This window comes from Maribacter forsetii DSM 18668 (assembly GCF_000744105.1).
Taxonomy (GTDB): domain Bacteria; phylum Bacteroidota; class Bacteroidia; order Flavobacteriales; family Flavobacteriaceae; genus Maribacter; species Maribacter forsetii.
On sequence record NZ_JQLH01000001.1, the window covers coordinates 2,885,147 to 2,908,474 of the forward strand.

23 protein-coding genes are annotated in these 23,328 nt (G+C 35.7%); 11 read left to right on the forward strand and 12 right to left on the reverse strand.

Annotation, left to right across the window (positions count from 1 at the left end; genetic code table 11):
* Positions 1-67: 67 nt before the first annotated feature.
* From P177_RS12380 to P177_RS12415, 8 genes are all read left to right on the forward strand, one after another.
* Positions 68-661 (forward strand): methyltransferase domain-containing protein, encoded by a 594-nt coding sequence (locus P177_RS12380; protein ID WP_036158340.1) that lies wholly within the window; start codon positions 68-70, stop codon positions 659-661.
* A 770-nt stretch (positions 662-1,431) separates the two neighbouring features.
* Entirely contained in the window at positions 1,432-4,668 is a 3,237-nt protein-coding gene (locus P177_RS12385) for a VPS10 domain-containing protein (protein ID WP_036155179.1), read from the forward strand.
* A 40-nt stretch (positions 4,669-4,708) separates the two neighbouring features.
* Positions 4,709-6,649 carry a S9 family peptidase gene (locus P177_RS12390; protein WP_036155182.1) on the forward strand — a complete coding sequence of 647 codons (1,941 nt, stop codon included), beginning with the start codon at positions 4,709-4,711 and terminating at the stop codon, positions 6,647-6,649.
* Between the two features lie 34 nt (positions 6,650-6,683).
* Entirely contained in the window at positions 6,684-7,409 is a 726-nt protein-coding gene (locus P177_RS12395; protein ID WP_036155183.1) for a DUF2490 domain-containing protein, read from the forward strand.
* 28 nt (positions 7,410-7,437) lie between these two features.
* On the forward strand, positions 7,438-8,073 hold the full coding sequence (locus tag P177_RS12400; RefSeq protein ID WP_036155184.1) for a YceI family protein: 636 nt from the start codon (positions 7,438-7,440) through the stop codon (positions 8,071-8,073).
* Between the two features lie 148 nt (positions 8,074-8,221).
* Entirely contained in the window at positions 8,222-8,815 is a 594-nt protein-coding gene (locus P177_RS12405; RefSeq protein ID WP_036155186.1) for a superoxide dismutase family protein, read from the forward strand.
* Positions 8,816-8,889: 74 nt separating this feature from the next.
* Positions 8,890-9,426 (forward strand): RNA polymerase sigma factor, encoded by a 537-nt coding sequence (locus tag P177_RS12410; RefSeq protein WP_036155196.1) that lies wholly within the window; start codon positions 8,890-8,892, stop codon positions 9,424-9,426.
* 1 nt (position 9,427) lies between these two features.
* Complete coding sequence (locus P177_RS12415; protein ID WP_036155197.1) at positions 9,428-10,222, forward strand: anti-sigma factor; 795 nt, start codon at positions 9,428-9,430, stop codon at positions 10,220-10,222.
* Between the two features lie 269 nt (positions 10,223-10,491).
* Here the strand turns inward: P177_RS12415 and P177_RS12420 are convergent, their stop codons facing one another.
* Together P177_RS12420 and P177_RS12425 are read right to left on the reverse strand one after the other, a co-directional pair.
* Positions 10,492-11,538 carry a VOC family protein gene (locus P177_RS12420; RefSeq protein ID WP_036155199.1) on the reverse strand — a complete coding sequence of 349 codons (1,047 nt, stop codon included), beginning with the start codon at positions 11,536-11,538 and terminating at the stop codon, positions 10,492-10,494.
* Complete coding sequence (locus tag P177_RS12425; protein WP_036155201.1) at positions 11,531-12,235, reverse strand: glycosyltransferase; 705 nt, start codon at positions 12,233-12,235, stop codon at positions 11,531-11,533. Before P177_RS12425 ends, P177_RS12420 begins: the two co-directional genes overlap by 8 nt.
* A 210-nt stretch (positions 12,236-12,445) precedes the next feature.
* Here P177_RS12425 and P177_RS12430 point away from each other — a divergent pair, with 210 nt between their 5' ends.
* A complete protein-coding gene (locus tag P177_RS12430) occupies positions 12,446-13,234 on the forward strand; it encodes a DUF547 domain-containing protein (protein ID WP_036155203.1) in 789 nt (262 codons plus the stop codon).
* A gap of 125 nt (positions 13,235-13,359) precedes the next feature.
* Positions 13,360-15,603: an efflux RND transporter permease subunit gene (locus P177_RS12435; RefSeq protein WP_036155204.1), complete on the forward strand. Its 2,244-nt coding sequence runs from the start codon at positions 13,360-13,362 to the stop codon at positions 15,601-15,603.
* 343 nt (positions 15,604-15,946) lie between these two features.
* Here the strand turns inward: P177_RS12435 and P177_RS12440 are convergent, their stop codons facing one another.
* The 3 genes from P177_RS12440 to P177_RS12450 form a co-directional block, all read right to left on the reverse strand.
* Positions 15,947-17,224 carry a tetratricopeptide repeat protein gene (locus P177_RS12440; RefSeq protein ID WP_036155205.1) on the reverse strand — a complete coding sequence of 426 codons (1,278 nt, stop codon included), beginning with the start codon at positions 17,222-17,224 and terminating at the stop codon, positions 15,947-15,949.
* Positions 17,225-17,356: 132 nt separating this feature from the next.
* Entirely contained in the window at positions 17,357-18,130 is a 774-nt protein-coding gene (locus P177_RS12445; RefSeq protein WP_036155206.1) for a DUF4331 family protein, read from the reverse strand.
* 21 nt (positions 18,131-18,151) lie between these two features.
* The gene (locus P177_RS12450) at positions 18,152-18,862 is read right to left on the reverse strand and encodes a DUF4331 family protein (RefSeq protein ID WP_036155207.1); all 711 of its coding nucleotides are present in this window, start codon (positions 18,860-18,862) and stop codon (positions 18,152-18,154) included.
* 202 nt (positions 18,863-19,064) lie between these two features.
* On the opposite strand from P177_RS12450, the gene P177_RS12455 reads away from it, so the two are divergent.
* Positions 19,065-20,270 (forward strand): LETM1-related biofilm-associated protein, encoded by a 1,206-nt coding sequence (locus P177_RS12455; RefSeq protein ID WP_036155208.1) that lies wholly within the window; start codon positions 19,065-19,067, stop codon positions 20,268-20,270.
* Between the two features lie 24 nt (positions 20,271-20,294).
* Here the strand turns inward: P177_RS12455 and P177_RS12460 are convergent, their stop codons facing one another.
* The 7 genes from P177_RS12460 to P177_RS12490 form a co-directional block, all read right to left on the reverse strand.
* A complete protein-coding gene (locus P177_RS12460) occupies positions 20,295-21,059 on the reverse strand; it encodes a LytR/AlgR family response regulator transcription factor (RefSeq protein ID WP_036155209.1) in 765 nt (254 codons plus the stop codon).
* Positions 21,060-21,092: 33 nt separating this feature from the next.
* A complete protein-coding gene (locus tag P177_RS12465) occupies positions 21,093-21,458 on the reverse strand; it encodes a 2TM domain-containing protein (protein WP_036155210.1) in 366 nt (121 codons plus the stop codon).
* Position 21,459: 1 nt separating this feature from the next.
* The gene (locus P177_RS12470) at positions 21,460-21,819 is read right to left on the reverse strand and encodes a 2TM domain-containing protein (protein WP_245233038.1); all 360 of its coding nucleotides are present in this window, start codon (positions 21,817-21,819) and stop codon (positions 21,460-21,462) included.
* Positions 21,800-22,138, reverse strand: coding sequence for a 2TM domain-containing protein (locus P177_RS12475; protein ID WP_036155212.1), 339 nt, complete (start codon positions 22,136-22,138; stop codon positions 21,800-21,802). The genes P177_RS12470 and P177_RS12475 overlap by 20 nt, the downstream gene beginning before the upstream one ends.
* Complete coding sequence (locus P177_RS12480) at positions 22,129-22,419, reverse strand: 2TM domain-containing protein (RefSeq protein ID WP_036155215.1); 291 nt, start codon at positions 22,417-22,419, stop codon at positions 22,129-22,131. The genes P177_RS12475 and P177_RS12480 overlap by 10 nt, the downstream gene beginning before the upstream one ends.
* A 21-nt stretch (positions 22,420-22,440) precedes the next feature.
* Entirely contained in the window at positions 22,441-22,722 is a 282-nt protein-coding gene (locus tag P177_RS12485; protein WP_036155216.1) for a 2TM domain-containing protein, read from the reverse strand.
* A gap of 143 nt (positions 22,723-22,865) precedes the next feature.
* A complete protein-coding gene (locus P177_RS12490; RefSeq protein WP_036155217.1) occupies positions 22,866-23,318 on the reverse strand; it encodes a pyridoxamine 5'-phosphate oxidase family protein in 453 nt (150 codons plus the stop codon).
* Positions 23,319-23,328: the final 10 nt, after the last annotated feature.

Below are 23,328 nucleotides of genomic sequence, written 5' to 3' on the forward strand. Positions count from 1 at the left end.
GTACATACTTTGCCAAAACCCAACAAATCTGTATAAATTTACTATCGCAGATAATCATGATACTATAGTGAAAGAAGAAGAAAATTATTGGACGCAACGTTATACCGAAAAACAAACAGGATGGGATATTGGCTACCCATCTACACCCATTAAAGAATATGTTGATCAATTAACCGACAAGACCATTCAGATTTTAATACCAGGAGCCGGAAATGCCTATGAAGCGGAATACCTGTGGAAAGCAGGGTTCAAAAATGTTCATATTCTAGATATCTCTGAAATTCCGCTAAAAGAATTCAAAAAAAGGAATCCCCATTTCCCAGACGAGAATATGCATCAAGCAGATTTTTTTAAGTTCAATGGGCAGTACGATCTTATACTAGAACAGACTTTTTTCTGCTCTTTTGTGCCCACTGACGATAATAGAAATGCCTATGCCAAACACATGGCTGAACTACTAAAACCAACTGGTAAATTAGTGGGACTCTGGTTTAATATTCCATTAACCGACAACATGGAAAAACGCCCATTTGGTGGAAACAAAGATCTGTACACCAATTATTTATCACCCTATTTTAAAACGATCACTTTCGATCCCTGTTATAACTCTATTAAGCCTAGGCAGGGCAATGAGTTGTTTGGGATTTTTGAGGTTCGTTGATGGTTGTTCGTTGTGCGTTGTCCGTTGTCCGTTGTCCGTTGTCCGTTGTCCGTTGTCCGTTGTCCGTTGTCCGTTGTCCGTTGTCCGTTGTCCGTTGTCCGTTGTCCGTTGTCCGTTGTCCGTTGTCCGTTGTCCGTTGTCCGTTGTCCGTTGTCAGGTCACTTCGGCTTCGCTCAGTGACCTGACTAAAATCTTGTCTGTTCGAGCGCAGTCTAGAATTATCGGTGTTCCAAACTGACAGATTGCCACGTCGCGCAAAGCTCCTCGCAAAGACGTCTTTAAAACTGCCAACTGTTACTGTTACTGCCTACTGAAATACGCTCTGTGACCTAAATACGTGTTGTCAGTTCGAGTGAATTTCGAGGAACGAGAAATTAGTATCGAGAACCTTTATGTGTTCCAATGGTTCTCGATACAACTTTGTAGTTTCCGCTATGCTACAACTAAAAAGCCACTCGAACTGAAATACTTACAAACGCATTGTTATCCTTAGCGCAGTCGAGAACTATTGGTGCTCCTCTTAAACAGATTGCTTCGTGCCTCGCAAAGACGTTTACGAGAATTGCATAGCATAACTGCCTACTGATACTGCCTACTGATACTGCCTACTGAACACTGAGAACTGATACTGCCAACTGAAACTGAACACTGAACCGCAAAAGTGTTAAAGAATTACGGATAATTCAAAACCGCATACTGTTAACATCCTTTTAAGAATACTTCCCTTTCTTTTCCGCTATTTTTAAGCACATAACTAACAAACCACTCAAATGACTTCAAGATTACTCTCCTTGCTGGTGCTTTTTGCATCTTTTTTCGTTTCTGCACAAGAATTTAAAATGGACATGGTACAAGACATGAAACCCCGTAACATCGGTCCCGGTGGTATGAGCGGTCGTGTTACCAGTATTGATGTCGTAAATTCCAACCCTGATATTATGTATGTAGGTACCGCTTCTGGCGGATTGTGGAAATCTACATCTGGCGGTATTAAATGGGATCCTATTTTTGATAAAGAAGTAACGGCTTCTATTGGTGCCGTTGCCATTCAGCAAAGTAATCCGTCTGTAATTTGGGCAGGTACTGGAGAAGGTAATCCTAGAAATAGTTTGAATGGTGGCTACGGAGTATATAAATCTCTGGATGGCGGTAAGACATGGAAATCTATGGGTCTTGAAAAAACGAGACATATTCATAGAATTAAAATTGACCCAATGAATCCGAATACCGTGTATGTCGGTGCCATTGGCTCTCCTTGGGGAGAACACCCAGAACGCGGAGTCTTCAAAACTACCGATGGTGGTGAGACTTGGGAGAAAGTGCTTTTCGTAAATAATAAAACGGGGGTTGCCGATTTGATTATGGATCCAACAAACCCGAACAAACTTATCGCTGCCATGTGGGAACATAAGCGTGAGCCTTGGTTCTTTAATTCTGGTGGTTCTGGTAGTGGTTTATACATTACCCATGATGGTGGTAAGAATTGGAAAAAACTTAGTGAAGAAGATGGTCTGCCTGCTGGCGATTTAGGTAGAATTGGTGTTGCCATTGCTCCTGGTAAGCCCGATGTTATTTACGCTTTGGTGGAAGCCAAAAAGAATGCGCTGTACAAATCTGAAAATGGAGGTTTTAAATGGAAGAAAATCAATGATAAGAATGATATCGGTAATAGACCTTTTTACTATTCCGAAATATATGTAGACCCTGAAAATGAAAATAGAGTTTTCTCAGTATTTACGTACGTGAACGTTTCGCAAGATGGTGGTAAGAACTTTACACAACTAATGCCTGCTTACCGTGCCGATAATGGCGTACACCCTGATCACCATGCATTCTGGATTCACCCAGAAAACGGACAGTTTATGATGGACGGTAATGATGGCGGATTGAATATTTCTAAAGATGGTGGAAAAACATGGCGTTTTGTAGGTAACCTACCGGTTGCGCAATTTTACCATATAGCAACTGATAATGAGTATCCTTATAATGTATACGGTGGTATGCAAGATAATGGTAGCTGGAGAGGTCCTGCTTATGTTTGGAAAGCTCAAGGAATTCGAAATAGCTACTGGCAAGAAATAAGTTTTGGTGATGGTTTTGATGTGGTACCCGATCCTGTAGATTCTAGATATGGTTATACAATGAGTCAGCAAGGAAACGTACAACGTTTTGATCATGTTACGGGTAATAATTACATTGTACGTCCTACTCCACCAGATGCTGAAACTGAACTTCGCTTCAACTGGAATTCGGCAATTAGCCAAGACCCTTTTGATAATAGCACCCTTTATTTTGGTAGTCAGTTTGTACACAAGAGTACAGATAAGGCATTGACGTGGAAAGTAATTTCTCCAGATTTAACTACCAACGATCCTGAAAAGCAAAAACAAAGTGAAAGTGGCGGATTGTCCATGGATGCAACGGGAGCAGAAAACCACACTACTATTTTGGTAATTGAGCCATCACCTGTTGAAAAAGATATGTTATGGACAGGTTCTGATGATGGTCGTGTGCATTACACTCAAAATGGTGGAGAAACTTGGACCGAAGTAACCGCAAATATTAAAGGCTTACCAAAAGGAAGCTGGATCCCTCAGATAAAAGCATCTACCCGTAATAAAGGGGAAGCACTTTTAATCGCTAATGACTATAGAAGGTTCAATTACACTCCGTATGCATACCGCACTAAAGATTATGGTAAAAGCTGGACAAGAGTTGTTGATGCTTCTGATGTAGAAAGCTATACGTTATCAATCATAGAAGATTCTGAGAATCCGAATTTGGTATTTTTAGGTACTGATGATGGCTTATATGTTTCTTTCAATGCAGGTGAAAAATGGCAAAAATGGACCGAAGGTTTCCCAACGGTATCCACAAAAGATTTAGCTATTCACCCAAGAGAGCATGATTTGGTGATAGGTACGTTTGGTAGAGCTGCATGGGTATTAGATGATATTCGTCCCTTACGCGCTTTGGCTGCTGATGCAACCATTCTAAATAAAGATATCGAATTATTCACGCCTCCAACGGCATATCAAGCAGCTTATCAACAACCAACGGGAAGTCGTTTTGGTGGCGACGGACTGTATCAAGGTGAAAACAAGAAGTCTGGGGCTATGATTACCTATTATCTAAAAGAAGGTAAGAAAGCTGCTAAAAAAGGAATTCCAAAGGGAGATAAGAAAGAGAAAGATGCTGAAAAGACATCCGAAGAAAAAACAGAGAAAGTAGAATTAACAGGAGTTCAAAAGAAAGACTCTGTCCAATTCGATTTTTATGATGGCGAAAGATTAATTCGTACTTTAAAATACAAGACTCCAGAAAAAGCAGGTTTCCATAGAATATATTGGAGAATGGATGAAAAAGGTGCAGATAGACCTTCCAGGAAAGTAATTACCAAAAAGAAAGAATCTGGCGGTTTAGATGTAAAACCAGGAACTTACACTATCAAAATGCTTTATGGTGACATGGAAGAAGAAACTAAAATCACAGTAGCTTCTGACCCTCGCTTAAACGTTTCTACCGTAGCTATCAATGAAGCATATGACAACGGAAAAGTTCTAGAATCATACATGCAAAAAGCTGCGGATGCCGTACAACAATTAGCAAAAAGTAAAGAAACAGCAGAAAAGTTTCAAAAAGAACTAAAGAAGGAAGATGATAAAAAATACAAAGAGCAGATTGTTGCTTCTAAAGATATCATCAAACAAATAGATTCTGTAACTGCAATCTATTTAGGCAAAGTTGATAAGCGACAAGGTATTACCCGTAGCAAAGAGATGACGGTAATGCAGCGTTTACAAATTGCAAGACGTTATGTTGGTTCTAGACAAGCAGGTATGACTGCTACAGAAAAGCAGCTTATGCAATTTGCAAAAGAGGAACTAGAAGGGGCTCTAGAGAAAACGAATTCATTTTTCTCTACTAAATGGAAAGCTTACAGATCAACTATGGAAAGCTTAGAGCTTTCTCCGTTCAAGGAAGTAGACACCTTTAGTTTAAAATAATTCTCATAATATTAGGCATACTCACTTAAAACCATCAATTATGAAAAAACTATTCGCTTGTTTTGCCATAGCTCTTATTTGGAGTTGTACAGAAAAAAAAGAAGTTCAAAAGGAAGAGCAAAAAGAAGTAGAAATCAACAAAATACCTGATCAATATTCCATTAAACAAATGATGGATAATGAAGCTATTTCTGGAGGTAGTTTTTATCGTGATAATTCTAAATTATTGGTTTCAAGTAATAGGTCTGGTATATATAATATGTACACCGTGCCTACCACAGGTGGTGAGTTAACGCCCATAACACAATCTGACAGTGCTTCTATTTTTGCGATTTCCTATTTTCCTAGAGATGAGCGAATGCTTTTTAGTATGGATGGTAATGGTGATGAAATATACCATATCTACATCCGCAATCTAAATGGTAGCCTTACAGATCTTACGCCTGCCAAAGGTGCTAGGGCTAGTTTTCAAGGATGGGCAGAAGATGACCAAAGTTTCTTTTTTACATCAAACAAGCGAGATGCTAAATACATGGATCTGTATCAAATGGATTTTCTTAATTATTCGCCTAAATTAATTTTTAAGAATGAAGAAGGATATGAAATTGGAAACCTTAGTAAGGATGAAAAATATTTGACATTGGGTAAATCTTTAAATACCAACGATTCAGACTTATACCTATATGACCTATCCACAAAGAAGAAAATTAAGATCAATAAAACGCAAAGTGCGAATAGTAGTCAAGATTTTTCTCCCTCTGGCGATGAACTTTATTATACCACAGATGAAGGCAGTGAGTTTTCATACTTAATGAAGTATAACATTGCATCTGGCGCGACCGAAAAAGTGATTACCCGTGATTGGGATATTTTAGGTAGTTACTTTACAGATAACGGTAGTTATTTAGTTACCTATATCAATGAAGATGCAAAGAACACTATTGAAGTGATGGATGTAGCCACTATGGAGAATATTGATTTACCTGAGTTTGATGCCATGGCAATAACCAATGTAGATTTCTCAAAAGACGAAAAATGGATGCGTTTTTACGCAGGTGGCTCGCATACTCCAAGTAATTTATATGTCTATAATCTAGAAACGAAAGAACAAAAGCAATTAACGGAAGTATTAAATCCTGAAATTGAAGCAGAGGATCTTGTTTCTGCTGAAGTAGTACGTTATAAGTCTTTTGACGGAGTTGAAATACCTGCCATTTACTATAAGCCTCACCAAGCAAATGCCGATGCAAAAGTACCCGCTTTGGTTTGGGTTCATGGAGGACCGGGCGGACAAAGTAGACAAAATTTTAGTTCTTTCATTCAATACCTTACTAATCATGGGTATGCTGTACTTGCTGTAAACAACCGTGGTAGTAGCGGCTATGGAAAAACGTTTTACCAAATGGATGATTTAAACCATGGCGATAAAGATTTAAAAGATTGTGTTGAAGGTAAAAACTGGCTTGCGGCTCAACCTGAAATCGATGCCGATAAAATAGGAATCATAGGTGGTTCTTATGGTGGTTATATGACCATGGCAGCATTGACATACACTCCTGAAGAATTTGCAGTTGGTGTTAACTTGTTCGGAGTAACAAATTGGATAAGAACACTAAAAAGTATACCACCATGGTGGGAATCTTTTAAAGATGCTCTTTATCTAGAATTGGGTGATCCCTACAGTGCAGATTCGGTACGTTTAAAAGAAATCTCACCTTTGTTCCATACCGATAAGGTGACCAAGCCTTTAATTGTACTTCAAGGCTCACAAGATCCACGTGTGTTACAAGTTGAATCTGATGAGATTGTTGCAGGAGTAAAAAAGAACGGAGTTCCTGTAGAATATGTTCTTTTTGAAGATGAAGGACATGGTTTTGTCAAAAAAGAAAATCAGATCGAAGCCTACAGTAGGGTTTTAGATTTTTTAGATTTGTATTTAAAGAAAGATAAAGGAGCACCTATTGAAGACGGCGATAAGTAAGAGCCACTATTTTAGTTACACATTAAATTAAAGAATGAGGAAAGTTATTACGTTACTAGTATTATTAACAGCAATTAGCCATACCAATGCCCAAAGTGAAGTTACTGGTGAAGACGATTTTGGTAGTTGGTTCATGTATTTTGGAACCAATAAAATTGCCGATAAATGGAGTATACATACCGAAGCGCAGTTTAGATATTATGAAATGGCATCTAATTTTAATCAGTTGTTGCTGCGTACAGGAGTAAATTATCATATTAATCCTAATGCCATTGCCACTTTGGGGTACGGCTTTATTGATACCGACCCTACCTTTAGGGAATTTGATGTTTTTGGTGATGATGCCATTTTTGAAAATAATGCTATTTCAGAGCACCGCATTTTTGAGCAGTTCATTCTTAAAAATAAAGTATGGGAATTTAATTTCGAGCATCGCTATCGTTTAGAACAACGGTTTGTTCAAAATAATTTTTCTGGAATCAGTAATACATTGCACAGAGCGAGGTATAGAATTCAAATGACCTTGCCCCTAACCGATATCTTTTTTCTAAACTTTTACGATGAAATTTTTATCAATCTACAAAATGATGCTTTTGGTCAAAACCGAGCTTATGCAGCGCTTGGTGTCAATGTTACCGAGAGTTTGAGCATGCAGGTGGGCTATTTAAAAAATCACTTTAGCGAGACTAATTTTGATCGTTTTCAAGTAGGATTATTTTATAACACTGATTTACGTGGCATTTTTAAAAAGAAGAAGTAAATTTATACTATAATTAAAACACATTATCATGAAAAAAATAGCACTTACATTCGCTAGTGCACTTTTAATCGTTTTTGCAAGTTGTAAAGACGCTAAAAAAAGTGAAGAGTCTAAAAGCGTTGAAGCAACAAGCGAAGCAACTGAAATGTTCAGCTTAGTACAAGATTCAACAAAAGTAAGTTTTACCGCTTACAAGACAACAGATAAAGTACCTGTTGGTGGCATGTTCAAAAAGATAAACTTCACAAAAACAAATAGCGGTGCAACTGCTATGGAAGCCTTAAACGGAACTGAGTTTAGTATTCCTGTTAGTAGCTTATTCACTAACGACCCAACAGGAACAAGAGATCCTAAATTATTAGAGTTTTTCTTTGGCGTATTAAAGGATACCGAATTAATTTCTGGTGTTTTTAAAGTTGATGGAGACCAAGGTTCTATTGATGTTACCTTGAACGGAGAAACACAAAACATTCCGCTTGCATATGAAATGAACGGTGATGATAAAATCACCTTCACGGGTACTATGGATTTGGCAAATTGGAATGCAATGGATGCCGTTGCTTCTATCAATAAAGCTTGTGAAATTTTACATACAGGTAAAGATGGTGTTAGTAAAACATGGAGCGAGGTTGCCGTTAAAGCAGAAGTGCTATTGACAAAATAAAAAGGTTAATTTTTACAATATAAAAGAGGAGCTCATGAGCTCCTCTTTTTTTTGCCCTAAAGACAAAAAGGATTGCTCATATCATGTAAATATTTGATTTTGACTGTTTTAAATTATAATTTTCCTATTCACAATAAAAACTATCAAAATGAAAATATTTAAAATTGAATTGGCACTATTGGCACTACTAGCTGTCTTTAGCTGCAAAGAGGTAAAAAAAGAGGCTTCTGACGCCAAAGAAGAAGTTGAAGATTTAATGGATGAAGCAAAAAATGAAATGGATGAGGATGAAACCGTTGTTAAATTCATGCTAGAACCAAAAAGTGATAGTAATGTAAAAGGCGAAGTAATCTTTACCCAAGATGATGAAGAAGTAGAAATGACAGCCATGTTATCTGGCTTATCTGAAGGTGAGCATGCCATTCATATTCATCAAACGGCAGATTGTACCGCAGCTGATGGTTCTTCTGCTGGCGGTCATTGGAACCCAACAAATGAACCACATGGTAAATGGGGAGCTTCTGAAGGTTATCACAAAGGTGATATTGGTAACTTTACCGCAGATGCCGATGGTAATGCAAAAGTTGAATTTGAAACAGAAGAATGGTGTATTGGCTGTGATGATGAAAACAAAAATATTTTAGGCAAAGGGGTCATTGTTCACCAAGGTGTCGATGACTATACCTCGCAACCTAGCGGAGATGCTGGTGCACGTGTAAGTTGTGCCGGTATTATTGAATAGAGTTAATAATAATTATAAAAAAAGCTGTTCTTGGAACAGCTTTTTTTATTTTTATCCGATTTAAAAAATTACATATGCAATTAGACCTATTGGTTGATCAGTTTAAGAAGAAAGACCCCTCCGCTTTCGAAAAGCTATATGGCATGTATAGCGAGAACATTTGTGGTGTGATTAACACCATCGTTAAGAACGATGCACTCTCCCAAGAAATTTGTCAAGATGTTTTTATTAAAATATGGAACAACTGTGAAAGCTATAACTCCTCTAAAGGAAGGTTTTTTACATGGATATTGAATATTGCCAGAAACGCCGCTATCGATGAAATACGCAGTAGGTCGTATAAAAATGAAAAAAAGAACCTTTCGGCAGACTTCTTCGTAGGTATTTTACAGCACAAGGAAGAAGAAGAAACTTCATCTGTAGATACTAAGGGTTTGAGAAAACTTGTTAAAAATTTAAAGGAAAAATGTGTTCAAATCATTGAACTGTTATATTTTAGAGGGTACACTCAAAAAGACGCCGCAGAAGAATTGGAAATTCCCTTAGGTACTGTAAAAACAAGAAACAGAAGTTGCATTTCCCAATTAAGGGAGAATATGGAGGTAAGATAGTATGGATGTAGAAAAATACATAGCATCGGGAATTTTGGAGCTTTATATAGCTGGTTCACTTTCAGAAAAAGAAAATCTGGAAATAGCTAACTATGCAAAAGAGTATCCAGAAATTCAAAAGGAGATTGAAGCAATTGAAGCGGCTATTTTAGAGTTATCCAGAAAAGCATCGCCAGGTTATAACTATTCATTTGCAGCATTAATGAATAGAATTAACGGTGAAGTCAAGGTCGTAGATATAAATGAGAAGCGTAGTTCACCGTTCTTATCATATATTGGTTGGGCAGCATCTGTTCTATTGGCCGTAGGTCTTTTTTGGATGTATCAGCAGAACCAAGATTTAAAATCTGACATTGAAGTTGTTGAAAAACAAAATGTAGATTTGGAACAGCAAATTGCAGATACCGACTCTTCTTTAGAACAGACACAAGAATTACTGAATACACTACGTGACCAAAACATTAGTGTAATTGCATTAGGTGGTCAAGCAGTATCACCAACTTCTTACGCTAAAGCGTATTGGAACAAAGAAGATCAAAAGGTATTTATAGATGCCAAAGGCTTACCTGAACCACCAGATGGGTTTGTATACCAAGTTTGGTCCCTTAAACTTTCACCGCTTACCCCTACCAGTATGGGTCTGCTAGAAGATTTTGCTACGGATGAAAACAAAGTTTTTGCCCTAAACAACCCTAACGAATCTGAAGCATTTGGTATTACTTTAGAACCGGCAGGTGGTAGTGAATCGCCAAACCTAGAGCAATTATATACGCTTGGTGTAGTAGCGACTTCATAATAAATTAAATTATAAAGTATAATGGGCAGTTTTTACTAACTGCCCATTTTTTTTACTATTTTGCTACCACGGATTTAAAGAAACTTTTCGGAACTGTTTTAACCTTGTTAGGTATTGGCCGACTTGTTTATACTGCAATTTTATTAGGTAATAGCACTGGTACCACTAAACAACTTATTGTATACGGTGTATTGGGAGCTATATTTTTCTTCTTTGGAATAGGATTGATCAGAAATACCAGTAAGAACTCAAACGGCAGATGTTTTAGATTACTTATCTTTTTTTACCCGACTAAAACTTAAACTTTTTACCAACCATTTTGGTAAGGTTTTATGCGGATTCCTCTTTTTAAGATTCAAGAACAATCCTAATGATTTTACAATAGGGACTTTATGCGTTTCTACCAATTCTATTAATGTACCATCCGGATCTTCCATATAACTGAAATGACCCGCGGCATCGCCCATATCAAAACTATTGGCACTGTCTACGGTAAAAGGATAACCATTGGTTTTAGCTTTTTCTCTAATCGAGTTCATACCTGATACATCAAAACACAAGTGTATATACCCCAAGTCTCCCCACAATCTATTTTCAAAAATTTTTACCGGAGTTCTATCAAAAACCTGAATTAATTCTAGTTGTGTAGGACCAAGAAGATCTCCAAATCCGCCAACGGACTTTCGTTCTTGAGAAATAATTACCCTTCTATATTTTCCTTTTGTATTATCGCTTTCAAGTGTTTCAATACTATCGTACTTTTTAATTGAATACCCTAACATTGAACTATAAAAGTCGATTGAATTTTCCATATTACCAACGCCAATTACAGCGCCTAGCACTCCCCCATTTTTTGATGATTGCTCACAAAAAACATAATGATCTTCAACCATTTGCACCCTATTACCAAAAGGATCGGTAAAGTAGAAATGAGAACAATAAGATTTATTGATTTCTGAAAGACTAGATACTTCTAAATCCCTCAAATACGAATGCATTTCGGTCAAGTTTATGCACCTTACTTTCATCGCATAAATACCTAAATCCCCAAATTTAATTGAAGTTGTAGGTGCAGTGGGCTTTCGGTCCTTGAACTGCCAAATCTCTAAGCCACCACCACCTGTCATATTTAACGATAAATAAGCTTCTCTCCTTTCTGCATTACCATTGGTGTATTTCGTCATTAAAGTGGCAACCGCCTCATCCTCAAACAACAGAATATCAAAATTTAAATGTTTTCTATACCAATTAAATACCTCTTTAACATCGAGAACTCCTATCCCAATTTGTTGAATTCCGTTTATTATCTCAACCATTGTATGGGGTGCGAATCAATTTGTTATGTAGTGATTTTAGTTTGTTACCTGGGTATCCAAATTTAAAGAGTACCACTAAAAGAAAGTTAGAAAGGTTCACCCTTAGATACGAATTAGACTCATACTTACGGGCAGATACTATCAAGTCATTTTTAACAATCGTATACGGTACATTCTCTTTTTTCATACGACGGAAAAATTCAAAATCTTCCATTAATACTTGTTCTTCATTAAATTTACCCAATTGGTTGAAAGCCTCTTTTTTAATAAAAAGGCATTGATCGCCGCCACCGGTAAACAATCCGTCTTTAGCTGTAAAAGAGGCGTTTACACGTAAATACCACGTGTCTTTATCAAACTTGTACGAAAAGAATCCTGCATCATATCCATTGTCAAGACTATTTAAAATATCATCAATGAATCCGCTTGGCGGTACTACATCAGCATGTAAAAAAACAAAGATATTTCCTAAGGCTATTTTAGAAGCTTCGTTCATTTGAGCCGCCCTACCTTTATTTTTACAATGTACTAGTTTCACTTTTTGACTACAATCTAAATTTTCGATAGTATCTGTATTACCTGGTGATACCGCAACAATGATTTCTAATAGTTTCTCATGTTCTAAAAAACAGGCAACCTTAAAGAGCCGTTGCAAGTTATTGAATTCGTTATGTGCAGGTATTATTATACTTATCATAAAATTATCAAAGCGTTGTATTTAGAAAATAAAAAAAGTTTAATATAATATTTCAATTTGCGACTTACCTACGTAAGGTGAGAATAATAGTTTTAAAACCCGTCAATTTTTTACAAAAAGATTAACGTAATCAATTATATAAAAATACGACCAAGCTTTCACGAACCTTTTAACTACTATTACGTAGTTAAAGTAACCTAAAACAATATTATGAAATTAAAAATCTCTTTTCTTGTAACTATGTTGGCTATACTTTTTATGGCGAAGACAGATGTGCAAGCACAGGTTGAGACCAGTTCAAATACCGATTTCAATGAATTATCAGAGACTTTTTTACAGAGAATCATTGATAAGAAAGACACGCAAGACCTTCAAGACATTTTAGCAAATACATCTATAAAAGAACTAGACAATGCTCTGGATACCAATGATAAACGATTGGCTTTTTGGATAAATATTTACAATGCCTATATACAGGTAATTCTACAAAAGAATCCGGAGTTGTACGATGACCGTGGCACCTTCTTTAAGTTGGAGCAAATTAAAATTGCAGGTGAAACCGTATCGTTTGCAAAAATAGAACATGGTATTATTAGAAAATCGCAATGGGAATATGGTTTAGGCTATATACGCAAGTGGTTTCCTAACAAATTTGAGCGTAAATTAAGGGTTAACAAGCCTGTTTTTAATGTGCATTTCGCTTTGAATTGTGGCGCTAAAGATTGTCCACCAGTCGCAATATACCAATGGGAGCGTTTGCAAGAGCAATTTAATATTGGTACTAAAAGATTATTAGAGAAAACCAGTGAATACAATAGTGAAACCAATGTAGTAAAAGTAACATCGTTATTTAGTTGGTTTAGAGGAGACTTTGGCGGTAAAGGCGGTATCAAGAAAATACTGAAAGCCAATGAAATCATACCTTCTACCAAAGGGGTAGATATTGAATACACCAATTATGATTGGACCTTAGACCTTGACAATTTTATTGACCTATAGTTATTATGCTATAATAAAAGAGCGGTGTAGGTTTTAAAGAAAACTTCATCGCTCTTTTTTATACTTTTCATTACCGTTACAAAGTAGAGTGGTAAATTTGTACCAGAATAGATTATACATTTTCTATGAAGGTGAATTTTGGCTTTCTTAAAAAGCTTTTCATTATACTGTTTATCCTATTGGGCGTGTTGGCTGCCTCTAAATTGGACGAACTTCGGTTTTCTTTCGATTTTAGCCAGTTTTTTCCTGAAGAAGATCCTGATCTAGCCTTTTATGACGACTATGTGGAAGAGTTTGGAACAGATGACAATTTTTTACTCATTGCAGTAAAGAACGCGCCTGATGTTTTTCAGCAAGAATTTCTAAACAGTTTTAAGGCATTTTCAGAAGAAAGCAAAAACTTTCCACATGTTCTTGAAAGCAGTTCGTTGACCTCGCTCTCTTACCCGCTTAAAACTTCTTTTGGATATACAACATTGCCAATTATACATATTGACGACCCTTTGCAATACCAAAAGGATTGGGATAAGATTAAAGAAGATTCCCTCTTTATTAACGTACTAGTTGATGAAAAGAGAACCTCTTTAGTTTTAGCATTAGAGACCGAAGACAACTTAGATTACAAGCAATCTGAACTTCTTTTAAATAGTATTAGAACTTCATTAAAAGAACATAATTTACCCGATTATCACATTTTAGGCAGGGCTTTTTTTTATGAAGCCATTGTTGAAATGCAAAAGAGCGAAGTGCTTACAACTACCATTGTAGCATCGATTTTGGTCTTTATAATTCTACTTTTGGTTTACAGAAGTATGCCTGTGGTTTTGATATCGGTTTTTTCAATTGCCATGTCTCTTTTACTATTTATGGGATTATTAGGCTGGTTAGGCAAAGAATTGAATGCCATGGCCGCTTTCTACCCAGTGCTCATGCTCATTGTAGGTACGTCTGATGTCATACACCTTACCGACAGTTACATTAGAAAATTGCAAACAGGCATACCACGGTATAATGCCATTACATCATCTCTTAAAGAAGTGGGTATGACCACCTTATTAACTTCTATAACCACTGCGGTGGGTTTTGTCACCTTACTTTCGTCCAGATTGGTAAGTATTCAAGAATTTGGTATCAACGCGGCTATAGGTGTTTTAGTAGCTTACATAACCGTTATTTTCTTAACGGGTTCTTTATTGATCTTTTTACCTGAAAAATCATTGATCGGTCGAAGAAGTATTTCTGAAAATTGGGTACACTATCTTTTAAAAGTGAACACGTTTACAAAGAACTATCCCAAATCCATTATAGTAGGAACTGTTGTTTTTACAGCACTATGCGTTCTAGGTATTTATATGGTACAAACCAATCAAGAATTAAAGAATACGTTACCTGCAGAAAGCAAAATAGCTAAAGATTTCGATTACTTTCAAAGTAACTTTTCAGGATTTAGACCTTTAGAAATTGCAGTAATGAGTACCAATGGCAATAAGGTAACCGATTTTAAAGTTGCCCAAGAAATAGAAAAGCTACTGGTTTATTTAAAAACATTTAAAAGTATTGGCAATGTACAGTCTGCTAACCTTCCATATAAAATTTTCAATAAGGCAAACAACTTAAATAGCTCTGCCTACTTTTCTTTACCAAAGGATGAAAAGACCTTTTTAAAATACCAAAAAGACACACGTAAGTTTGCTCGTAAGCAATTGGCTAAATTTGTAAATTCTGATGAAACTATTGCCCGAATCAACGGAAGATTGCAAGACATCGGCACCGATAATCTAAAAGTGGTTTATGAAAATATTGCTGAATTTGCCCAAACCAAATTAGATACCTCTGTTGTTTTAATAAAAGTAACAGGTAAAAGTATTTTATTGGATAAAAATTCTGAGTATATAAGAAGTAGTTTATTAGAAGGTTTGCTTTACGGATTATTAGTAATAGGGGTTATTATGGCTTTTGTTTTCAGGGATATTAAAATCTTCCTTATTTCTCTTGTACCTAATATTCTACCAATACTATTTGCCGGCGGTATGCTAGGATTTTTAGGTATTCCGCTTGAAGCATCACTCTCTGTGGTTTTTGCTATAGTATTTGGTATTGCCGTTGACGACACCATTCACTTTCTAGGAAAATACAAATTGGGTATAAGCCAAGGGTTGGATAAAGAGGCCGCACTTGAAAAAACATTTGCACAAACGGGTAGAGCGCTGGTCATCACAACCATTATTCTTTTCTTCGGATTTATGGTGATGTTATTTTCTATTCATCAACCTAGTGTAACTATTGGGTTGATCATAAGTGTAACCTTGGTAACAGCCTTGATACTAGATCTACTATTACTACCGGTTCTGCTAAGAAAATTGATTTAGATTGTGCTATTGGTACGATTCAATGTCTTTTGCAAAGACCTGTAGGCAAATATTGCTTTGCCAACCATTAAAATCATTAAGCTAATCCATAATGTAAAGAGTAGGTATTCCATAACACTAATTGGTTTACTTGGTTACTTTTAGTTCAAAATTCAAAGTCTCGGGGGACACTTTGAATGCATTTGGTCGATAAATATATGCATTTCATCTATACGCCTGTTAAAAAAAACCAAATTTTCGATGAAATGCGTAATAATAACAGCGCCACGACTTAACATCGTGGCGCTGAAAAAAAACAATCCAACCTAAAACAAACATGAGATGAATATAATTGGGCAATCAATTACAAATCATGGACTTGCTTTTCCATACCGGGACCTAGTTCATATATAGCCCCTATTAATTCTCCTTTTATTTCTTTAACTTTTTCTTCTTCTCCATTGGCTTTGTACACTTCAGCTGCCTGATACAATAAAGCCGGTTCAAATGTTTTTCCATATACGTAGGTGTTCATAATGTCCATCGCTTTCTCTTTATCTCCATTTTTTAAGAGACTATAACCCAACCAACTATAAGATTCTGGTGTTGGTCTATTATCCACTTCTCTCTGTGCCAAGATCATTGCGCTATCATACTGCTTGGTCTCGCCAATAAATAAACCTAAATTGTACGCATTATACATATCACCATAAGCTGTATTCTTTACTCTGGTAAAGTACTCGTCTAAATTTTTAGTTCGTACTAAGTCATCACCGATATAATCTGCTATTTCTGCCTTTAACAAGAAATAATCTGGTGCATTATAATTTTTAGTAACCGAATCTAAAATTCGAATTGCCTCTTCTGCATTCTTGTCGTTTGAAAAAACAATCCAAGCAATACCTTTTTTAGCATATGCATTGTTATTATCTATTTCCAAAGCCTTTAAATAATGATTGTAAGAATCTTCAATTCTACCTGCATGCCCATAGTAATCACCAAGATTGGTATAACTCCATAGCATTAAATCTTTATTTTTAGATAGCTCTGCTTTAGCTCTTGCTTTTTCCATAAAGTTAATGGTCGTATCTAGATTGCCTTTATAATCGTTCCATTTTGCCAAACGTATCATATAACCAAAATCTGACATGTTCTTTAAACTATCTAAATAGCTTTCTGCCAATTGATAATTACCGAGTTCCATATGAAGATCAAAGTACAAACTTTGGTTTTCGGTTTTATCACCACCTATTGCCGCTGCAGAATCCGTTAAATGTAATGCTTCTTTAAAACGGTGCTGTGAAATATAATTTCTGGCTAAAGCCCTATAAAAACCTGATTTACCAATATTGGCGATATCTACCGCTTTCTTTAAACTTTTTTCAGCCTTTTTCAGATATTTAATATCTCCGGTTTGTTGAAAATATCTATTATACTCCCCACCAACTACACCAAAACTGGTTAGTTGCATGCTGTCCGGTCTAATTTTTGAATTCCAAAGATCAAAATATTTTGATGTGGTCTTTATCTCATTTGCGACTAAATACTTATCGTAATCTTTTTTATTAGCAACTGCGTCCTGATTTTTGGTACCACATGATGATACCAGTAATATTATTATTAAAAGCTTAATTAATTTCATAAGGTTGTTTTTTGTGGATCGTTTAAAATAAGGGGAGTCTTTTCAACTCCCCTTTCCCTTCTTTTTCATAAACAATTAGGGGATGTGCCAATCTTACCTACCACTAACAATAAGTAAGGTGAAGGCAACTTCTTATTCTGGCGCTCCTAAATATGGGAACGTAGTACCTACAGTAGCGGTTAGCCCAACGCCATCTGAGGTTAATCTTGGTAAATCTGCCATACCATCATCATCGGTATCTTGACCACTAAATCTAATACCATCAGAACCACCAAATAATAATATCAATGAAACATCAATAACATCATCTTGAGGAGTTCTTCCTGTAAGACCTATTACTGCAGGGTCATTTAAAACATTCCCGTCCATATCTGCATCTTCTCCTGGTAAAAAGTATGTAGTTGGAGCATTTGGAGCTACCTCTAATACATCGGCAGCTAAATAACCTGTCAATGTAGGTGCATCTAAACCTAATATGTTGTTTTCATAGTTTACATCTGCAGGATCAGCTCCTAATATGTTCGCATACACATCATGATATGCCTCTAACCTTGCCTCAAAACCTGCTTGAAAAGTAGCTGCCATTTCTGAAGGAATAGACACGTTATGTGCATCTTTAATATCACCATCTGCGCTTAGAACAGTATTGATACCTGGTCTACCCATAAAATCTACTTGGGCATATGTTCCTGTAAAATCTGGTTCAATAGGGTCTGGGTTCATTGCATCTTCACAAGGTGTACATGTACCACCACAATCTACTCCGGTTTCATCACCGTTCATAATACCATCATCACATGTTGGTGTAATTACTACTGGTGTATTATCATCATCATCGCTACAAGAAGCTAAAGCTGCTACTGCCAAAAGAGACAAAAACGTATATTTTATATTTTTATATTTCATCGTTATATTTTTAAGAGTTTATTATTGTTTTACGTTTGTAGTTACCCATGTTTTGTATACTTCTACGCCAAGCGCATTCTGACCAGTTGTAGCACCTAAAAGACTATTAGGAATTTCAACAACTACGGCCATTGTGTTGGCACCATCGAAAGTATCTACAGCAGTTTCATCGTCGTCATCAGTAGAATCTGGATCACCAGCTGGTTTAAAACCTAATGGAGCCGTACCACCAATTACCTCATTGAACTGAAAGAAGTCAAAGAAAAAAGCATCTTGTCTAGGTCCTGCAAATAAAGAAACTCCGCTATCCGTAGTTTCAACAATGGCTGTAGTTTCAGAAATATCTACCGAACCTAATGGTGCATCTACCATAATTGCTCCGTTTAATCCTGTTTCACTCGGTGCAACCGGACCAAAGAAATACATTTTACCATCTCTTGGTATTGCCTGTATAACTAAATCTTCTACCAAATCATTATCGGTATCAATATTGATTTCCAATAATACATTCTCATCAAATGTACCGTAAGCCAAATCTGGCAGTACATTAGATTGTAGATCTACCGCAAAAACGGTATTGTCTGAACCTTCTGTTGGTTCAAAAGCATAAAAATCGGCAATGTCTGCCGTGGTTCCCATAGAGCTAGGCGCATCAATGTGATCTGCCGCCACTAAAAGACCTCCAACTAGAGCCAATGCCCCAAGTCCCATAAATAATTTTGATTTTTTCATTATCTCTTTTTTTTAGATTAGAATCACCCTTACTTACGGAGTTAAAAACGGAAGGTTCATTTTTTCTTAAAAAAAATGAAAATTTATTTTTAATCCCATAACTGGGTATTACCTAAAAACCCTTTTGTAGCGTAGAAGTAACCATTTATAAATATCCGTGAAGTAATAATTAGCTAACTTTGCAGTGTTAAATTATTAAGATATGAACCCGTCTTCCTCTGGTTGGATCGAGAAATATGGTTCGGTAGTTCAAAGACACCAAAACGCTTTCCCAACTTTTGAAGCTTTATATGCTACGCTTAAAAAAAGCGGATTTGTATATGGGTTAAATTCTGGCATACCAGAATTTATTGAACTAGAGCATACATTATCTGAAGACGAAAAAGCAAAAATTAATTTATTACACGCATTGTTCTATACCTATCGTATTGAAGGTGGTGAAGACTATTCGGTATTTATAGAACAGGTTTTTAAGTTCTATGAAATCTTAAAAATTAATAATGCTAGTTTTTTTGATAAATGGTTTACGGGGAACAAAACTTCTGCCAAGCTAGAAAAGTTAATGACCTCTAGAATTTATATTGAGGACAACATCATCAGTAAAACCTTCAATAGTCTTATTACCAATTCGCTATTATTCATAGATGTGCTACTCTTTAAACACTTTTTAAACGATTATCCTGCCTTAAAGGAAAAGGCTGAAGAAATTGAATACCTAGCGATCAATATTACTTATCATGCATTAAGTTCTAAGGAGTTGGACAGAAAAGATAATAAGCTCTCTCAATTGTTGGCTTCTTCCTTAACCTATATTAGTTGTGCAGAGAATAGCTTTGATGGGTCTTATCGCGAAAGATTGCTTACTAATAAGGATACCTGGGAAAATAGATATTTACTAGATATGGCTTGCCTTACCGTTTGGGAAGATCATTCTTTAGATTACACCGAGTCTGAATTTATATTTGGAATAGGAAAGGATCTAGGTTTCGATAGTACTATTATCTCAACTTCTATTACCGACGTAACAGAATTTTTTAGATTGAATTTTGATACGATACCTTATTTAAAGGAAAAGAATTTGGCAATGCAGTTTTACGACAGTATGGGCAAACTGGTAAAGAAACTTATTCTTCGCAATAGCAAACGACTGCATAAAGAGCTCTCGCAAAGTGCAGAATTAGTTGCTCTTTTATCTAAATCTACAGTGCGAGATTTAAGTGATGAAGAAAAGAAGAAGGTTCAAAATCAACTATTGGATATTTTTAAAAGTATTCCCTCTTTGGCTATATTCATACTACCTGGAGGGGCTATTTTACTTCCGATATTCATAAAACTGATTCCCAAGTTATTACCATCGGCATTTGATGAAAATAGAATTGACGAGGAAGAAGATTTGTATCGTAAATAACTTATTATCAGAATATTAATTATTCTACTCTAACCAAAGCTTAAAATCTTTCACCTTTTCTCTGCTAACAATTATTTCATGATCTGCATTGTTATTCAGTTTGATCTGTAATCTTGAATTGGTATAGGAAACAATGTCTTTTATATGATCAATATTCACATAGAATTTTCTGCTGACCCTAAAGAATACTTGTGGTTTCAGTTCTTCTTCAAGCTGTTCTAAAGTAGTATCGAGCAAATAATTGCGCCCATCTTTTGTAGCGGCGTAGGTCCCTTTGTTTTCACTATAAAAACATTCCACATCTTCTGCATTTATGATTTTCAAATGCTGACCTACCTTCGCCGTAAATCGCTTTTTATACTCGCGCTCAAGCGGATTTACCAATAATTTCTTGATATCTTCAAAATCTAGAGCGATTTTACTTGGCTCATTTTCAGACTTAAACATTTTCCTATACTTAACTACGGCTTGTTCTAAATCTTCATCATCAATTGGCTTTAATAAGTAATCTATACTATTCAATTTAAAAGCTTTAAGTGCATACTCATCAAAAGCGGTGGTGAAGATGATGGCGCTATGTACCTCTATTACATCGAAAATTTCGAATGAGAGTCCGTCCGACAATTGAATATCCAAGAAAATTAAATCGGGATGTTCATTCTCTTGAAACCAATTAATAGCTTCTTCTACAGAATGCAACATGGTAGAAACATTTAAATCTAAACTTTCTAACATTCTGCCCAAACGTCTTGCCGCTGGTTTTTCATCTTCAATGATAATGGTCTTCATGGTCTGTATTTATATTTACTAGGATAGTACTTTTTAGTCGTTGTATGAATTTATGTATTTCTGAATTTTACGTTCTTCCCATTTCTTCATGTACCATGAAATATTGCCAAAAACAATAATTCCATGAATAGCCAGTATAATTCCCCAAACTATAGTGGTACCGTAAACGTTCCAATTTATCCAATCTAAAAACTCTGGATTACCAAATGCTTCTTTGCTTACCAAAATGAAAACGAACTTATGTCTTAAGAAGTACAAAATGATATTTATGATCAGAAAAACCAATACGTGATTATAGAAGCGCTTTATACTTGCCACTTTTTCTTTTGCTCTTTCATACTTAGAAAAACTACTGTCCTCTCCATTAAAAAGATAATTATTTGCTCGTTCAGTTTCCATATTATCTAAATTTTTCAAATTCACGTTTATCTTCCTCCATATATTTGCTTATTTGGCGAGCTTCCCAGTCTTTACCTAAAACCGGATGGTAATCAAAGACTTTGACTGCGTGAAAAACCAAGCCTATTCCCCAGAAAAAAGGCGTTATAAATGTGCCAAAATTCACCAATGCATCATATAAAGATTCCCCTTCCCATATTCTTATCATCACATTCATTGCTACTATAAAAATATTTACCAAAATGTAAACGGTTAAATGAATATAAAAACCCTTTAAATCTTTAACCTTCTTTTCTGCATTTGCTAATGCATCTGACTCATCTACCATTGAAATTTCCATATTATCTAAATTTTTCAGCATCTCGTTCATCTTGCTCTACATATTTATTGATTTGGCGCTGCTCCCAATCTTTGCTGAAGAAAGGACTATATCCAAATACTTTAGCGGCATGAAATGCCAAACCTATTCCCCAGAAAAACGGAGTAGTTAAAGTACCGATGTTAAATAAAGCCTCTGTGAACGAAGCTCCGCCAGACATAATCCCCATAATGGTAATTGTCATAAGAAACAGATTTACGAGTACGTAAACAAGTAAGTGAATATAAAACCCCTTTATCTCTTTTACCTTCTTTTGGGCTCTTAGTAATTTATCCGATTGTTCAAATTCGTTTAGCTCCATCTTCTTGTATTTTCTTCTTGTTGTAAAAACTCTTGTAATTTTCTTTCTTCCCAGTCTCTGCCCGTAAACGGATTCAAGTTAAAGATTTTATTTGCTTTAAAAAATAAGCTAATACTTAAACCGAATACTACCCAAAGAAACCAGGCATTCCTCCATTCATTAAAATAATAATTGATTGTCGCTACAATGATAATGGTTACAATAGCCGATCCTACTTTTCTATAAAATTTTCTAATTTCTTCAACTCTTGCTTTTGCTCTTGTATATTTTGTGTTTTCCATGATCTTTAGTCTTTTAGGTTATTATTCTTGCATGAATTCTTTGATCTTTCTTTCTTCCCAATTCTTACCGAATAACGGGTTATAGTCAAAGGCATAAAGTCCGTTCATTAATAGACCGAATCCCCAACCAAGTGCCGGAAAAATAAACCAAAGAAAACTTGTAGTATTATAATTGATATATGCTAAAAATGGTATGACGATACAGTAGGCAAATAAATTACCGTAAAAGCCTTTTATAGCTTGTACTTTTTCTTTTGCCTTTTCATACTTATAATTGCTGTCTGTTGTGAAGCTTGATTCCATCTTTTTAAAGTTTTAGTGATTACTAATTTATTTCTATACTTCAAATTTCGGCAGATTGTACAGGTTTTGAAAAAATGAAATACCCAGTTGTAATTTTTCACGACTGAATTGTAGAAAGCATGTTCTTAGACTATTGAGAGGCCTTAAAATCCGTAGTTTTTCTTTGCGCTGGCAATCTGTTCCTCTTCTGTAGTTTCGGGAAAAAGTATGTATTTAGGAGCAATTATAGGCTTAGCACTAGTAACGTTAATCTTGGTTATTGAACCAAAGGGGAATTTGCCTTCGGTTAGCACCAACAATACATTTTGCATCTCAGCGTACTCTTTACTAGCTGCTGTAATAATTTCAGCCTCCCCTTTCAATTGAAAGCCTTTCTGCTTTAAAATATCTATAAAGCTGATACAGACATTTTTATTGGCAATAACATTTTTAACCGTTTGTGGTGATGCTATATTTGCTACTATAATTATATCATCTCCAAAAAAACTGTATATTTCTTTGGGTGACACATTGGGTATGTTATCAGCAGAAGAGGTTGCCAACCAGCATAATACACTATCGCTAATAGCTGCTTTTATCTTTTTTGTTAGCTTCATAGTGTTTCCG